The 15834-nt window shown below is 69.4% G+C and carries 8 protein-coding genes; 6 read left to right on the top strand and 2 right to left on the bottom strand.

Annotated elements, in window-relative coordinates:
• The 4 genes from ACOQFR_RS01765 (at position 1) to ACOQFR_RS01750 (ending at position 6446) form a co-directional block, all read left to right on the top strand.
• Positions 1-1425 (top strand): solute:sodium symporter family transporter, encoded by a 1425-nt coding sequence (locus ACOQFR_RS01765; RefSeq protein ID WP_421377867.1) that lies wholly within the window; start codon positions 1-3, stop codon positions 1423-1425.
• A complete protein-coding gene (locus ACOQFR_RS01760) occupies positions 1409-4117 on the top strand; it encodes an alpha-1,6-glucosidase domain-containing protein (protein ID WP_421377865.1) in 2709 nt (902 codons plus the stop codon). The genes ACOQFR_RS01765 and ACOQFR_RS01760 overlap by 17 nt, the downstream gene beginning before the upstream one ends.
• A gap of 66 nt (positions 4118-4183) precedes the next feature.
• A complete protein-coding gene (locus tag ACOQFR_RS01755; protein ID WP_421377863.1) occupies positions 4184-5695 on the top strand; it encodes a tryptophan halogenase family protein in 1512 nt (503 codons plus the stop codon).
• 4 nt (positions 5696-5699) lie between these two features.
• Complete coding sequence (locus ACOQFR_RS01750) at positions 5700-6446, top strand: DUF6445 family protein (protein WP_421377861.1); 747 nt, start codon at positions 5700-5702, stop codon at positions 6444-6446.
• Between the two features lie 78 nt (positions 6447-6524).
• On the opposite strand, the gene ACOQFR_RS01745 is transcribed toward ACOQFR_RS01750, so the two are convergent.
• The gene (locus ACOQFR_RS01745) at positions 6525-9155 is read right to left on the bottom strand and encodes an alpha-amylase family glycosyl hydrolase (protein ID WP_421377860.1); all 2631 of its coding nucleotides are present in this window, start codon (positions 9153-9155) and stop codon (positions 6525-6527) included.
• Between the two features lie 247 nt (positions 9156-9402).
• On the opposite strand from ACOQFR_RS01745, the gene ACOQFR_RS01740 reads away from it, so the two are divergent.
• Positions 9403-12099 carry a TonB-dependent receptor gene (locus ACOQFR_RS01740; protein ID WP_421377859.1) on the top strand — a complete coding sequence of 899 codons (2697 nt, stop codon included), beginning with the start codon at positions 9403-9405 and terminating at the stop codon, positions 12097-12099.
• Between the two features lie 956 nt (positions 12100-13055).
• Here ACOQFR_RS01740 and ACOQFR_RS01735 read toward each other — a convergent pair.
• Positions 13056-14237: a cation:proton antiporter gene (locus ACOQFR_RS01735; RefSeq protein ID WP_421377858.1), complete on the bottom strand. Its 1182-nt coding sequence runs from the start codon at positions 14235-14237 to the stop codon at positions 13056-13058.
• 204 nt (positions 14238-14441) lie between these two features.
• Between ACOQFR_RS01735 and ACOQFR_RS01730 the strand changes: the two genes are divergently transcribed.
• A complete protein-coding gene (locus ACOQFR_RS01730; protein ID WP_421377857.1) occupies positions 14442-15824 on the top strand; it encodes an MFS transporter in 1383 nt (460 codons plus the stop codon).
• Positions 15825-15834 lie beyond the last annotated feature (10 nt).

The raw sequence follows: 15834 nt of genomic DNA, 5'->3' as shown, positions 1-15834 counted from the left end.
ATGTCGGGCTACAGCATCCAGTTGTCGATCTTCATCGGGCTCACGGCGCTGGTGGCCGCGCTCACCTGGTGGCGCTGCCGGGGCGCGGTGCGTGACGCCAACGCGTCGAAGGATTATTTCCTGGCCGGCGGCACCCTGGCCTGGCCCTACATCGCCGGGTCTTTGCTGCTGACCAACATCAGCGCCGAACAGATCGTCGGCATGAACGGCGCCCAGGTGGCGCTGGTGGCGTGGTGGGAGTTCGGCGCCGTCGCCGGCCTGCTGATCCTGGCCCACGTGCTGATCCCGCTGTACTACAAGCATGGCTGCACGACCACGCCCGAGCTGATCGAGCGCCGGCTCGGCGATGCCGGGCTGCGCGCGATGGTGTCGGTGCTGTTCCTGCTGGGCTACCTGTGCATCCTGCTGCCGGTGGTGCTCTACACCGGTTCGTTGTTCATGAAGTCCATGTTCAATCCGGACATGAGCCTGTTCCAGATCGCGATCGGCTTCGCGGCGGTGGGCCTGGCCTATGCCGCCTTTGGCGGCCTGCGCGCGATCGCCATCTCCGATACCTTCAACGGCGTCGGCCTGCTGGTGCTGGGCGGCACCGTGACCGTGCTGGCGCTGGCGGCGGTGGACTTCGACCTGTCCGGCATCCCGGCCGAGCGGCTGACCCTGATCGGTGCGCCCGACTCCGACATCCCCTGGACCACGCTGCTGACCGGCATGGTCTTCATCCACGTCTTCTACTGGGGCACCAACATGGTGATCGCCCAGCGTGCACTGGCGGCGCGCTCGGTGCGCGAGGCGCAGAAGGGCCTGTACGCGGCCGCGGCGTTCAAGCTGGTGCTGCCGCTGATCGTCGTGCTGCCCGGCCTGATCGCCTACAAGCTCTACGGCGACGTGGGCGACAGCGCCTACGGCCGACTGGTGGGCGACGTGCTGCCGCCGTGGCTGTCGGGCGCGTTCGCGGCGGTGATCGCCGGCGCGGTGCTGTCGAGCTACAACTCCTGCCTGAATTCGGCGTCGGCGCTGTACGCCTGCGACCTGCACATCCGCTACGTCAATCCGAAGGCCGACGTGAAGCGGGTAGGCCAGTGGGTGGCGGTGCTGTTCACGATCGGCTCGCTGCTGATCGTGCCGGTGTACGAGCACTCGCGCAGCATCGTGGACACGCTGCAGCGGCTCAACGGCCTGTATTCGATGCCGGTGCTGGCGATCTTCATCGTCGCCGTGGCGTTTCCGTGGGTGGGTGGGCGGGCGGCGCGCGTGGGCCTGGCCTTCGGTGCGCTGATGTATGCCGTGTTCACCTTCGTCTGGTCGCCTCTGCACTACATCCACCTGATGGCGATCACGCTGGCCACCACCCTGGTCGTGATCCTGCTCGCCAACCGGCTGCTGCCGCGTGCGGCGCCCGCGGTGGCCGATGCGCCGGCGCGCTGAGTCGCGCGCCTTGCGCCGCTGGCTGTGGGGGGCGGCGCTGCTGGCCGGCGTTGCGCAGGGCGACGAGGGGCTGACCGCCTGCAACCAGGCCGACCCGAGCACGGTTCTGTCGAAGCACACCGCGACGGCGGACGCGCGCGCGCTCTGGCTGGATGATCGCCGGCTGCGCTGGCCGGGCAAGCCGGCCGATGCGCGCCTGGTCCTGCGCTACACGCCCGCGCCCGGCGAGGGCGGCGAGCCGGCCGAACTGACGCTGTCGCGCGCCATCGGCGAGCTGCCGGCGGACGAGGCCGCGCGGCACGCGTGGATCGGCCCGGGCGGCGAGTGGCAGCTGGACGCGTCGCAGGCTGGTCGCGCCGCGGCGTGGCTGGGCGGCGACCTGGTGCTGGTGGAACGGGACGGGCAGGGCAGGGAACGCGATCGCACCCGCGTGCAGCACGCTCCCGCCTTGGATCGGCGCTATGCCGCTGCCGAGGGCCTGACCGGTCTTGGCGCGCATTCCTCCCCCGCGCAAACCGGCTTCAGGGTCTGGGCCCCGACGGCACGGCGCGTGCAGCTATGCCTGTATGACGATGATGTCGCCGACGCCACGCGGGTCGAGCCCCTGGTCCGCGATGCGGCCACCGGTACGTGGTCGGTGCAGCTCCCGGCTGCCCTCGACGGCAGGTACTACACCTACCTGGTGGACGTGTTCGTGCCGGGCCATGGCCACGTGCGCAACCGCGTCACCGATCCCTACGCCGTCAGCCTGGGCGCGGACTCCCGGCGAACCTACATTGCAAACCTGGACGATCCGCGCCTGATGCCGCCGGGCTGGGCCGAGGCGCCGCGCGGCCGCGCCCTGGCCGCGTCCACCGACGCGATGATCTACGAGCTGCACGTGCGCGATTTTTCGATCGCCGACACGACCGTGCCGGAAGCGCACCGCGGCAAGTACCTCGCCTTCACTGCCGGGTCGGCCGGCATGCGGCACCTGCGCGCCCTGGCCGCCGCCGGCATGACCGACGTGCACCTGCTGCCCGCCTATGACTTCGGCAGCGTGCCCGAGACCGGCTGCGTCACGCCGCAGGCCACCGGCGATGACCCGCTGGCCTGGCAAGCCGCGATCGCGGCGGTGGCTGAACGCGACTGTTTCAACTGGGGCTACGACCCCCTGCACTACACCGCACCCGAAGGCAGCTACAGCAGCGATGCCGCCCACGGCGCCACCCGCATCCGCGAGTTCCGCGCGATGGTGCAGGCCCTGCACGCGGCCGGCCTGCGCGTGGGCATGGACGTGGTCTACAACCACACCTTCGCCTCGGGCCAGGACCCGCGCTCGGTGCTGGACCGGATCGTGCCGGGCTACTACCACCGGCTCAACGCCCGCGGCGAGGTGGAGCGCTCCACCTGCTGCGACAACACCGCCACCGAGAACCGGATGATGGCGCGGCTGATGATCGACTCGGCCGTGACCTGGGCCCGCGATTACCGCATCGACTCCTTCCGCTTCGACCTGATGGGCCACCAGCCCCGCGAGGCCATGCAGCGCCTGCAGCAGGCAGTTGATGCCGCCACGGGCCGGCACGTGCTGCTGCTGGGCGAGGGCTGGAACTTCGGCGAGGTCGCCGACGGGGCGCGCTTCGTCCAGGCCTCGCAGCGTTCGTTGCCGGGCAGCGGCATCGCCACCTTCTCCGACCGCATGCGCGACGCCGTGCGCGGCGGCGGCTGCTGCGACAGCGGCACCGCGCTGGCCGCGCAACAAGGCTGGGCCAACGGCCTGCACCACGTGCCCAACGGCATGGACAAGACCACGCCCGAACAGCTGCAGCGCGCCGCCGACCTGGTGCGCGTGGGCCTGGGGGGCACGCTGGGGCCGCTGGCCTTCCGCGACCACACGGGCCAGGCCCGCACGCTGGCCGAGGTGGACTATGTGGGCCAGCCCGCGGGCTACGCCGCTTCGCCGGCCGAAGTGGTGAACTACGTCGAGAACCACGACAACCTGACCCTGTTCGATGCCAACGCGCTGAAGCTGCCGGCGGGCACGCCGCCGGCCGAACGCGCGCGCGTGCAGCTGGTGGCGCTGTCCACGGTGCTGATGGCCCAGGGCATCGCCTACTTCCACGCCGGCGGCGAGATCCTGCGCAGCAAGTCGCTGGACCGCAACAGCTTCAATTCCGGCGATGCCTTCAACCGCCTGGACTGGACGCTGGCCGACAATCACTTCGGCCTTGGCCTGCCGCGCGCCGAGGACAACCGCGCCAGCTGGGACGTGATGCGCGCCGTGCTGGCCGACCCCTCGGTGGCGCCGTCACCGCGCGACATCGCCTGGACCCGCGACGCCTTCCTCGACCTGCTGCGCGTGCGCGCAGGAACCCGCCTGCTGCGCCTGCGAGACGCCGACGAAGTTACGACGCGGCTGCGCCTGCTGGACCTGGCCGGCGAACCGCGCGGCACCGTGGTCGGCGCCTTCCTTGACGGAAAGGACCTGGCGGGGTCGGAGTATGCGGCGGTGGTCTACCTGATCAACGCCGGGACGCAGGCGGCGCACGTGCGGGACGCGGAGGCCGTCGGTCGCGAGTTCCGGCTGCATCCCGTGCAGGCCGCCGCCGGCGCCGCCGATGCGCGCCCGCGCGAGCAGGCGCGGTTCGCGCGCGAGGCGGGCGAATTCACGGTGCCGGCGCGTTCGGTGGTGGTGTTCGTGGCGGATTGAAGCGCGGCGACAGCCGTGGAAGCATCAGCAGGCCGGGGCTGACCCGGCGGAGTCCGGGAGCGGGGCATGCAGGCGCAAGTGCAGGACGTGGTGATCGTGGGCGGCGGCACCGCCGGCTGGATGACGGCTGCGGCGCTGGCCAAGGTGCTGGGACCGCAGCACCGCATCCGCCTCGTCGAGTCCGAAGACATCGGCACGGTGGGCGTGGGCGAGGCCACGATCCCGATGATCAAGCTGTTCAACCAGGCGCTGGAGATCGACGAGAACGACTTCATCCGCCAGACCAAGGGCTCGTTCAAGCTGGGCATCGAGTTCGTGGACTGGGGCCGGCTGGGCGACAGCTACATCCACGGCTTCGGCAAGATCGGCCAGGACCTGGGCGTGGTGCCGTTCTACCACCACTGGCTGAAGCTGCACCAGGCGGGCAAGGCCGGGCCGCTGGACGACTATTCGATCAATACCGCGGCGGCGCGCGCGAACAAGTTCATGCCGCCGATCACCGACCGGCCCAATTCGCCGATGGCCGACATCGCCTACGCCTACCATTTCGATGCGGGCCTGTATGCGCGCTACCTTCGCGGCTATGCCGAGGCGCGCGGCGTGCGCCGCACCGAGGGCAAGGTGGCCGAGGTGAAGCTGCGCGCCGAGGACGGCTTTGTCGAGGCCGTGGTGCTGGAAGGCGGCGAGCGCGTGGACGGGCAGCTGTTCGTCGACTGCTCGGGCTTCCGCGGCCTGCTGATCGAGCAGGCGCTGCACACCGGCTACCAGGACTGGACCCACTGGCTGCCCTGCGACCGGGCGATGGCGGTGCAGTGCGCCAGCAACGGCCCGCTGACGCCCTACACGCGCTCCACCGCGCGCACGGCCGGCTGGCAGTGGCGCATCCCGCTGCAGCACCGGGTGGGCAATGGCTACGTGTATTCCAGCCAGTTCATCAGCGACGACGAGGCTGCGGACACGCTGATGGCCAACCTGGAGGGCGAGGCCCTGATGACGCCCAAGCCGCTGCGCTTCACCACCGGCAAGCGCAACAAGTTCTGGAACCGGAACGTGGTGGCGATCGGCCTGGCCTCGGGCTTCATGGAGCCGCTGGAGTCCACGTCCATCCACCTGATCCAGTCCGGCATCGCCCGGCTGACGGCCTTCTTCCCGCACGGCGGCTTCGACCCGATCGACATCGACGAGTTCAATGCCCATTCGCACTTCGAGTTCGACAAGATCCGCGACTTCCTGATCCTGCACTACCACGCCACCGAGCGCAGCGACACGCCGTTCTGGGACTACGTGCGCACCATGTCCATCCCCGATTCGCTGCAGCACAAGATGGACCTGTTCCGCAGCAACGGCCGCGTCTTCCGCGAGCACACCGAGATGTTCGCCGAACCCAGCTGGGTGCAGGTGATGCACGGCCAGCGCGTGCACCCGCGCGGCTACCATCCGCTGGTGGACAACCTCAGCCCCGAGCGGCTGCAGGAGCACGCCGACACCGTGCGCGGCGTCATCGCCAACTGCGTGCGGGCCATGCCCACGCACCAGGACTTCATCAGCAAGCACTGCGGCACGCCGAAAGCGGCCTGAGCCCATGGCCGCCGTGCCGCTGCCGCCGCCGTCGCCGCCGCTGCGCTTCAACCCGCGGCCGCGGGTGGAGCGGGTGTCGCTGGGCGAAGGCGGCAGCTGCCTGGTGGTGGACGACGCGCTGCGCGAGCCGGAGGCCTGGGTCGAACACGCGGCGCGCCACGCCGCCGCCTTCCACGAGCGCGAGCACAACGGCTATCCCGGCCCCGAGCTTCACCTGCCCGAAGCGGCATTGGCCGCACTGGATGATTTTTTCGCGCTGCATGCCCGCCGAGGCCTGGGTGCCCGTCGCACCTTGCGCCGCTACGCGCGGCTGTCGCTGGCCACGCGCGCCCCGGCGGCGCTGTCGCCCTGGCAGTGGTTCTGCCACACCGACCGGCTGGAGGACGGGCCGGGACAGGTGGTGGGCGCGAGCGTGCTGTACCTGTTCAAGGATCCTTCGTTGGGCGGTACCGGCTTCTACCGGCCGCGGCGGCCCGCGGCCTACATCGCGTCGCTGGTGAAGGCATCGGCGACGCTGTCGCCGGACGAGTTCGCGGCACGGTCGGGCATCGCGCGCGGGTACATGACCGAATCCAACGAGTGGTTCGAACGCGTGGCCGGCGTGCCGGCGGCGTTCAACCGGCTGATCCTGTATCCGGGGCATGTCTTCCACAGCGGCGACATCGTTTCGCCAGAGAAGCTGTCGGCCGATCCGCGCCTGGGCCGGCTCACGCTGAATGGGTTCTTCGTCTGCCGGCGCAGCCTGGCCTGAAACACGGGTGACGCGCGGGCGTGCGCGCCCCGCGCTCCTGCCCCTCATCGCTGACCGCCTGTCCGCGATCGCTCGGCCCTAGTCGGCCGTGCGCAGCACCAGGCGGGCATCGTCGAGCACCTTGGGCGCATCGGCGCCGCCGCCGCCGAAGCGGCTGCCCGCGGCCTCCGGCTGCAGCGGACGATAGCCGCCGTCGTAGTCCCAGGTCGTCACGTACACCTGCGCGCCGTCGAGCGTGGCCGGAGCGCCCATCGACTCCGCGGGCAGGGTGACGGTGATCGTGCGCTGGTCGCGGTCCACGCCCACCTGCGGCGCAGGGATCACGCCGCGGCCTTCGTCGGTGGCGGTGGCGCCGTCGGCCAAGAAGCCGGCGCTGGTCCACCCGCCGAGCCGGAAGCGGTAGTGCCAGTGCTGGCCGTCGGGCAGGCTCGCCTGCTGCAGCGGCAGCACGCGCGCGCCGTCGCTGCGCCGGGGCAGCGTCAGGTAGATCGTGAAGTTGACGTGGTCGAAGCCGTTGGGCGGGTTCCAGTCGGCGATCACCTGCGCCATCTCCAGCGTCAGCCGCAGCGAACCGCCGGACACTTCGGCCTGCACGGCGCGCAGGTCGCCGGGACGGTGTTCGCGCCAGCCGTCGCCGGTGGGATAGACGTAGCGGCCGGTGGGGCCGGTGTCGTCGCCCGCGGGGTCGGCGATACGCCCGGCGATGCGCCAGTCCGGATCCACCGAGAACGCGCGACCCTCCGACGCCGTGCCGGTGGTGGGTGACCACGCGACCACGCGGTGCTGCACGGCCGGGTCCACCCAGCGCGCGGTGTCCAGCGAGGCTTGCCAACGGCCGTCGGCACCCGGCTGCACGCGCAGCGGCGCATCGAGCGCGCCGTCCACCAGCAGCTGGATCTCCTCCACACCTTCCGCCCGGCCCCGCAAGGCCAAGGGCCCGCGCACCGCGTCGCCATCGAAGGCGTCCAGCGTGAGGCGGGCACCGCGCGGGGCGATGGCGCCCGAAGACGCCGTCGCAGGGACTCGGGCGCTTGCCACGTCGGCACGCCACACCAGTCCGGCCCGCGGCGGCAGCACCAGCGTCAGCCGGCCCTGCGCATCCAGGGTCGCGGCAGGCGCCTCGCCGGTGATCGAATGCAGCAGGGTCAGCGTCGTGCCTGCCGGCAGTCCGCTGTCGAGGTTGTCCAGCAGCCGAGGCCGGTCGTCGCTGTTGAACACCACCAGCGCCGACTGGCCTTCATGATCGGTGCGCCAGGCCAGCACGCCCGGTCCCGCGGCGCTGTCGCGCAGCACGGTCGGTGCGCCCCGCGAGAACAGTGGCTGCGCCCGGCGAAGGCCGATGATGTCGGCCAGGTAGCGGTATAGCGGCGCAGCGGTATCGAAGCGATCACGCCCGCCGTTGCCATGGCCACCGGCGAACATCGCCTCGCGCTGGCCGCGCAGTCCCTGCTCGGTGCCGTAATAGACCACCGGGATGCCGGGCAGGGTCATCATCGCCAGCAGGGCCTGCTTCAGCGCCGGCTCGCTGCCGCCGGCCAGGAAACGTTCGACGTCGTGGTTGTCCACGAAGGTGGGCATCAGGTGCGGATTGGCGTGCAGCGCCATCGAGCTGCGGATGCGGTGCGCCAGCTCGGCGGTGGGCCGGCCGCGCGCGAAGGCGTCGCCCAGGCCGGAGTACAGCGGGAAGTTGATCATGCCCGGCAGCAGCGGGCCGTCGGCATCGCGCAGGTAGCCGTCGATCTTGCGGGCCAGGGTGTCGGCATAAGGTTTGTCCACGCCGAAACCTTCGCCGAACACATGGAAATCGGGTTTGCCGGCAGCGCGGGCCACCGCCAGGATGCCGGGCGCCGTGGCGTCGCCGGAATGCAGGAAATCGCGGAAGAAACCGGCCGGCACGTGGAAGGCCGTGTCCACCCGGAAGGCATCCACGCCCACCTCGCGGATCCAGTGGCCGTAGCTGTCGCGCAGGGCCTGGCGCACGCGCGGGTTTTCGGTATCCAGGTCGTCCAGGTCCGCCAGCGCGTAGTCGAGTTCCTGCCGGCGCTGGGTGAAGTCGGCGATCCGCGGCGTCCAGTGGTAGATGCCGGCGGCGCGATCGGCGGCGCGGCGAGGATCGTTGAGCGAGAACGGCGATTGCGTCGGCGCCGTCATCGGCCGCGAACGCGTGTTGGGCTGGTAGCCCACGGTCGGGTCGTCGGGGTCGCGCGTGGCGTCGTAGCTGAAAAAATTTCCGGTGTGGTTGACCACGATGTCCTGCACCAGGGTCATGTCGCGGCCATGCAGTGCATCCGCAAGTGCGCGGTAGTCGGCGAGGTTTCCGAAGTGGGCGTCCACGGCCTTGAAGTCGGCGGCCCAGTAACCGTGGTAGCCGCCGTAGCCGACCTTGCCGTCCCACCACTGGTTGGCCACCGGCGGCGTGATCCATACGCCGGTGACGCCCAGCCCGCGCACGTAGTCGAGGCGACGCGTCAGTCCCGCCAGGTCGCCACCGCTGAAGCGCGCGCCCGAGGCGGGATCGTACTCGCCCGCGCCCTGGTCGTTGTTGCCGGCATCGCCGTCGTCGAAACGGTCGATCATCACGAAGTACAGGACCTGGTCGCGCCAGTCCACGCGCCGCGCGTCGGACGCGGTGTCGGCCGCCTGCAGCGGGCCGGCACACAGCAGGGCGGCGGCCAGGCAAAGGCGGCGTTGCAGCGGGCTGGTCTTCACTGGATCTCCTTCCGGGTCGCCGGCCCGTACGGTTTACCCGATCCACTGCAGGCCACGTGACGTTCCTGCGCATGCCGCGCCTTGAATACGTATGCAGTCCCGTCCGTGCGCCGGAACCCGGGGCTACTATCGCCACCAGCACGACGGCATGCACTGTCGGGCGCGAAATTCCCGCGGGTTTTTGCCAGGTTTCAGGGGGCCGCCGGCGGGCACAGTCTGGAACAACCAACGTGTCCCGGGAGGGGAGATGTTGAATATCAAGCGCAATGTGCTGAGCGTCGCACTGGCCTCCGCGATCCTGGCGGCATCGGGCCAGGTCCATGCCCAGGCAACCCCGGCCACCGAAACCACGGACGAAGCCAAGGCCCGGGCCGAAGCGGAAGCCAAGGCCAAGGCCGAAGCCGAAGCGGCCGGTGAAGCCACCGTGCTCGACACCCTCGAGGTCACCGGCATCCGCGCCGGCATCGAGAACGCCATCGAGACCAAGGAAACCTCCACGTCCATCGTCGAGGCCATTTCCGCCGAGGACATCGGCAAGCTTCCCGACACCAGCATCGCCGACTCGATTGCCCGACTGCCCGGCCTGACCGCGCAGCGCGACCGCGGCCGTGCCTCCGAAATCAACATCCGCGGCCTGGCCGGCGACTTCGCCGCCACCACGCTCAACGGCCGCGAGCAGGTCAGCCTGGGCAACAACCGCGGCGTCGAGTTCGACCAGTACCCCTCGGAACTGATGAGCCAGGTGGTGGTCTACAAGACCGCCGACGCCTCGCTGGTCGGCCAGGGCCTGTCGGGCACGGTGGACCTGCAGACCCTGCGGCCGCTGAACTATTCCGAGCGCACCATCGCGGTCAATGCCCGCGGCGACATGAGCAAGCTGGGTGACGAGAAGGAATACGGCAACCGATTCAGCATCTCGTACATTGATCAGTTCGCCGACAACACGGTGGGCCTGGCGCTGGGCTATGCGCGCCTGAACAACCCCAACCAGGGCCATCAGTTCGAGGCCTGGGGCTACAACAACGGCCTGCTGGGCGGCGGCAAGCTCTACGACTTCCAGAACGACAACACCCGCGACGGCTTCATGGCGGCGGTGGAATACCGCCCCACCGACAGCTACCGCACGATGTTCGACTTCTACTACTCGCGCTTCGACAAGGAAGAGATCAAGCGCGGCATGGAATTCGGCATCCCGGGCACGGTGACCAACCGCGTCAACGATTCCACCGGCACCGCCACCTCGTTCGATTTCACCGGCTTCGACCCGGTGATGCGCAACGACTTCAACGGCGCCGAGGACACCCTGATGTCCTTCGGCTGGGAACAGCAGTGGACGCTGAGCGACGCCTGGACCGTCAACCTGGACCTGAGCGCCTCGCGCGCGGACCGCCAGGAACGCATCCTGGAAACCTACGCGGGCTTCCCGGCTGGCGTCACCGACTCCGGCTCGGCCACGCTCAACCCGGACGGCTATTTCGACTTCGAGTTCGGCTTCGACTACGGCAATCCCGACAACTTCGTGCTCACCGACGCCGGTGGCTGGGGCCAGGACGGCTACGTCAAGGACTTCGAGGTGCGCGACAACCTGATGGCGGCGCGTGCCGACTTCGAGCGTACCTTCGAGTCCGGCGCCATCTCCAGCATCGAGTTCGGCTTCAACATCACCGACCGCGAGAAGAGCCGCGCCTCGAACGAGAACTTCCTGTGCCTGGTGGCCTGCCGCGACGGCGCCACCCTGGCCATCCCCGACAGCCTGCTCACCGGCAACAGCTTCAACTTCGCCGGGCTGCCGGCGATCTTCGGCTACGACGCCCGCGCCGCGCTGGCGTCGGTGTACGCGCTGGACGGCAACGAGAACGGCGACATCGCCAACAAGAACTGGAGCATCGACGAAACGGTCAGCACCCTGTTCGTGCAGGCCAACATCGATACCGACCTGGGCTCGGTGCCGGTGCGCGGCAACATTGGCGTGCAGATCGTGCAGACCGACCAGAGCTCGAATGGCTTCGCCACTTACGAAGGCAACCCGGTCGGCGACCCGATCAACGGCGGCGCCAAGTACACCGACGTGCTGCCCAGCCTGAACCTCAACTTCACCTTGCCCTGGGAGCAGAAGCTGCGTTTCGGCGCCGGGCGCCAGATGGCGCGTCCGCGCATGGACCAGATGCGGGCCAACGCCGGCTACGGCATCGACCGCGGCCGCGACATCTGGTCGGGCGGCGGCGGCAACCCCGAGCTGGAGCCGTGGATCGCCAACTCGCTGGACCTGTCGTACGAGAAGTACTTCGGCGGACGCGGCTACGTGTCGGCGGCGTACTTCTACAAGGACCTGCGCACCTACATCTACGACCAGGTGGTGCCGTTCGATTTCAGCGGGCTCGCCATCCCCCCTGGCACGCTGCCCGCCGACATCCCGCCGTCGAACATCGGCGAGTTCACCTCGCCGCAGAACGGCGAGGGCGGCAAGCTCAAGGGCCTGGAGCTGGCGGTCTCGGTGCCGTTCGACCTGCTGTGGGCGCCGCTGGAGGGCCTGGGCCTGCAGGCCAGCTACACCGACAGCGACACCAGCATCTCGCCCGACGGTCCCGGCACCACCACCGCGCTGCCCGGCTTCTCCAAGTACACGTCGAACGTGACGCTGTACTACGAGCGCTACGGCTTCTCGATCCGCGGCAGCCGCCGCAGCCGCTCCGAGTTCCTGGGTGAAGTGCAGGGCTTCGGCGGCGACCGCACCCGCATCCTGTTCGCGGGCGAGGCGGTGGTGGACTTCCAGGTGGGCTACACGCTGCAGTCGGGTCCGCTCAAGGACCTGTCCTTCCTGCTGCAGGTCAACAACCTCACCGACGAGCCCTTCCGTTCGACCTACGACGGCCTGGACCAGCGTCCGCGCCAGTTCTTCGAATACGGCCGCAACTACCTGTTCGGCATCAACTACAAGTTCTGAGTGATGGAATCTCCCCACCCCGCCGGCCCCGCGCCGGCGGGGTTTTTTTGGCTTCTGCGCCGGGCGAACCGTGGATTTGCGGCGCCGGTCGTACCGCGGAGGGGCAGGTCAGTTTCTGCTCTGCAAGGCCTTTATTTCGCAGAAAGTGAGCTGCACCTCCACGGCACGCCCGGTCTGGGTCATCCGGGTTCCTGACAGGAAGGCCCGTGCCCGCGCGCTTCGATGCTTGCGCGTGTGCGATCCGGGCCGAGGCCAGTCATCTCTCCTGCCGATCACGCAGTGAAACAGTGCGGTCGACTTGGCGCCAGCACGTCAACGCGTGCGTGTCCCCCTGGACACGCGATCCCCTTGGTCGCGCGCTGGATGGACGTCGAGACCGGGACACCTGTCCGCCCGGCGGCGGGTGTAAGTTCGGGGCGAGCGTGAGAAGCGATTCCGGTGCCTCACGGGCCTGGCCGAAACCGGGGAAGACCGTGTTTGGAGCGCATCGGATACTTACCGTCCGATGCCCACCGTGGGGACGAGAAGAAAGCAGGGAACATGCTCTGCGCGCGGGAGCGCACGCTTCTCGCTTTTCCCGCCGGATGCGCTTCTCGGGTTCGCGCAGAACCCACCCCCGCCGCCGGGCGGACAGGTGTCCCGGTCTCGACGTCCATCCAGTTAGCGACCATGTCGGCTGCGTGTCCAGGTGGACACGCACGCGTTGACGCGGAGGCGGGAGGGGTACGGACTCGTTTAACCGCGCGATCAGCAGGAGAGATGACCCGCCTTGGTCTTGATCGCACACGCGTAAGCATCGAAGCGCGTGGCCACGGGCCTTCCTTTGAGAACCCTCGGCGGATGTACCGGCGGCGCCGTGGAAGCGAAGGTCACTTTCTGCGAAATAAAAGGCTTCACTGAGCAGAAAGTGACCTTCGCTTCCGCGGTGACGCAGGCGCCATACCCCGGCCAGAGAATCAAACCCGAGGCGAAAGGCGAGGCGCAACCATCGGCACGGTCAGCATGGTGCTGGCGACGGCCATCAGCAGCAGCGCGGTGAAGGTGCCGGCGGCGATCACCCCGCGGTCGAGCAGGATGTTGGCGAAGATGATCATGATCAGCGCCTTGGTCTGCAGCAGCCAGCCGATCACCCCGGCCTGGCCCGCCGGCCAGCGCAGCAGGCGCCCGGCCAGGTGCACGCCGGCGAGCTTGCCGGCCACCGAGGCCACCAGCAGCAGCGCCGCCGCGCCGAACACCGCGGCGCCGCCCAGCGTCCACTGCGTGCGCAGCCCGGTGCTGAGGAAGAACACCGGCATCACCACCAGCAGCAGGTGCGTGCGCAGCAGGTCCAGGTGTTCGGCGTTGAACCAGCGCCGGTTCATCACCGCGCCGGCCAGGAAGGCGCCGACCATGTAGTGCAGGCCGGACCAGTCGCCGGCGAAGCCGCAGGCCGCCAGCCACACCATGGCCACGTACCAGCGGTCGCGCTCGGGCAGGCGCGGCATCAGCCAGGCCATGCCCCAGGCCGCCACCGCGAAGCCGCCGAGGAAGATGGCCTGCCGGCCCAGGCGCTCGTAGTCGAGCAGGATCAGGGCCAGCACGCCCCAGATCACCACGTCGTCCAGGCTGGCGTAGCGCAGCACGCGCTGGCCCAGGGGTTCGCGCAGGATGGCCAGCTTTTCCATGAACAGGATCAGGATCGGCAGCGCGGTCACCGCGCAGGCCATGCCCACGCCGAGCACGAACTGCCAGGGCGCGCCCTGCGGTCCGGCCCAGGCGGCATCCTGGTAGAGCAGCAGCGCGGCCGCGGCGCCGCCCAGCAGCAGCGGTGCACCCAGGGCCAGGCCGGCGGTGAGCGCGGTTTCGCCGCGCTTGGCCCAGGCCTCGTGCAGGTCCAGCTCCAGGCCGGCGGTCCAGACGAACAGCATCACCGCCCAGGCCGCGATCGCGCCCAGTTGCTGTATCACCTCGGGCGTGAACACGGCCGCGTAGTAGGCCGGGAACACCGCGCCCAGCAGTCCCGGTCCCAGCAGGATGCCGGTGACGATCTGCACCACCACCAGCGGCGCGAAGTACTCGGTGCGTCCCAGCCGCCAGATCAGGTAGGGCAGGGCCAGGATCAGCGTCATCGCGATCAGCATGCGTTCGATGGGGGTCACGGCCGGCGGTTCCCTCGGGGCGGTGTGGTCGGGGCAAGATGCCTCTGCGCCCGCTTCGCGTCGCGTGAATACGTATGCACGCGGCAGGCGCGCCGGCCGTCCGCAGCCTACCATCGGGGTGCACAAAAAAAGCGCCGGTGCCGGACCGACCAGGCGCGCGACACCACACATCGGCGCCCCGCGCGCTTCCCTGGGAGGGGAACCATGGCCACCAAGCCGAATCTGTCGTTCTGGCAGATCTGGAACATGTCCTTCGGATTCCTCGGGATCCAGTTCGGCTTCGCGCTGCAGGGCGGCTTCATGTCGCGCATCTTCCAGACGCTGGGTGCCGACAAGGACTCGCTGCCCCTGCTTTGGATCGCCGCGCCGCTCACGGGCCTGCTGGTGCAGCCGATCGTGGGCTACTTCAGCGACCGCACCTGGCACCCGATCCTGGGCCGTCGCCGGCCCTATTTCCTGGTCGGCGCGATCCTGAGTTCGATCGCGCTGGTGTTCATGCCTTACTCCCCGGCGCTGTGGATGGCGGCCGGCCTGCTGTGGGTGCTCGACGCCTCGATCAACATCAGCATGGAACCGTTCCGCGCGCTGGTGGCCGACAAGCTTCCGGAAAAGCAGCGCTCCTACGGCTTCGTGCTGCAGACCCTGATCATCGGCATCGGCACCTGGGTGGCCAGCAACCTGCCCTGGCTGGTGGCGCAGATGGGCGTGTCCAACGAGGCCGGCCCCGGCGTGGTGCCGCCGTCGGTGAAGCTGGCGTTCTCGATCGGCGCCTTCGTGTTCCTGGCCAGCATCCTGGTCACCATCTTCACCACGAAGGAGTATCCGCCCGAAGATCCGGAGCGGTTCGCGGCGGAGAAAAAATCCGGCCGCGGCATGATCGGCGAAATCGTGCACCACGTGGTGACCATGCCGCGGCAGATGTTCGCCATCGGCACCGTGCAGTTCTTCAGCTGGCTGGCCTTCTTCTCGATGTGGAGCCTGGCCACGCCGGCGCTGACCGAGCACGTGTTCAAGGCGCCGGCGCCGGATGCCTCGGCCTTCGACATGGCCGACGCCGTGCAGGCCGCCGCCTTCACGCAGGCCAACGGCGCCTTCCAGGATGCGGCCGACCTGGTCGGCAGCTACATGGGTTACTACGGGCTGTCGTCCATGGCGGTGGCGCTGCTGCTGAGCTTCTACGCCGCGCGCCGGCCGCTGAACCGCCGCGCCGTGCACTTCGGCGCACTGGTGCTGGGCGGGCTGGGATTCCTGTCGATGGCCTACGTGCCGGCGCCGGGCTACCTGGTGGCCTCGTTCGCGCTGGTGGGCGTGGCCTGGGCCAGCATCCTGTCGATGCCGTACGCGCTGCTGGCCAGCAGCGTGCCGGACCAGAAGATGGGCATCTACATGGGCATCTTCAACATGTTCATCGTGATCCCGCAGATCGTCGCCGCGACCCTGCTGGGTCCCGCGCTGCGGCACCTGTTCGACAACCAGGCCATCGCCGGCATGATGATCAGCGGCGCCAGCCTGCTGCTTGGCGCGCTGTGCCTGGTGCGCGTGCGCGAACCGGTGGCCGCGCCCGAACCCCTCGCCACCGCGCACTGAGGCCTTGCCG

It is taken from the genome of Arenimonas sp. MALMAid1274 (assembly GCF_049195245.1).
GTDB lineage: Bacteria > Pseudomonadota > Gammaproteobacteria > Xanthomonadales > Xanthomonadaceae > Arenimonas.
Note: the sequence above shows the minus strand (reverse complement) of the source record. Positions and strands in the feature narration are given on the sequence as shown.

Excerpts from the sequence above, each read along its gene's own strand:
- ACOQFR_RS01765 (WP_421377867.1), top strand. The coding sequence starts at position 1 with ATGTCGGGCTACAGCATCCAGTTGTCGATCTTCATCGGGCTCACGGCG.
- ACOQFR_RS01760 (WP_421377865.1), top strand. The coding sequence starts at position 1,409 with ATGCGCCGGCGCGCTGAGTCGCGCGCCTTGCGCCGCTGGCTGTGGGGG.
- ACOQFR_RS01755 (WP_421377863.1), top strand. The coding sequence starts at position 4,184 with ATGCAGGCGCAAGTGCAGGACGTGGTGATCGTGGGCGGCGGCACCGCC.
- ACOQFR_RS01750 (WP_421377861.1), top strand. The coding sequence starts at position 5,700 with ATGGCCGCCGTGCCGCTGCCGCCGCCGTCGCCGCCGCTGCGCTTCAAC.
- ACOQFR_RS01740 (WP_421377859.1), top strand. The coding sequence starts at position 9,403 with ATGTTGAATATCAAGCGCAATGTGCTGAGCGTCGCACTGGCCTCCGCG.
- ACOQFR_RS01730 (WP_421377857.1), top strand. The coding sequence starts at position 14,442 with ATGGCCACCAAGCCGAATCTGTCGTTCTGGCAGATCTGGAACATGTCC.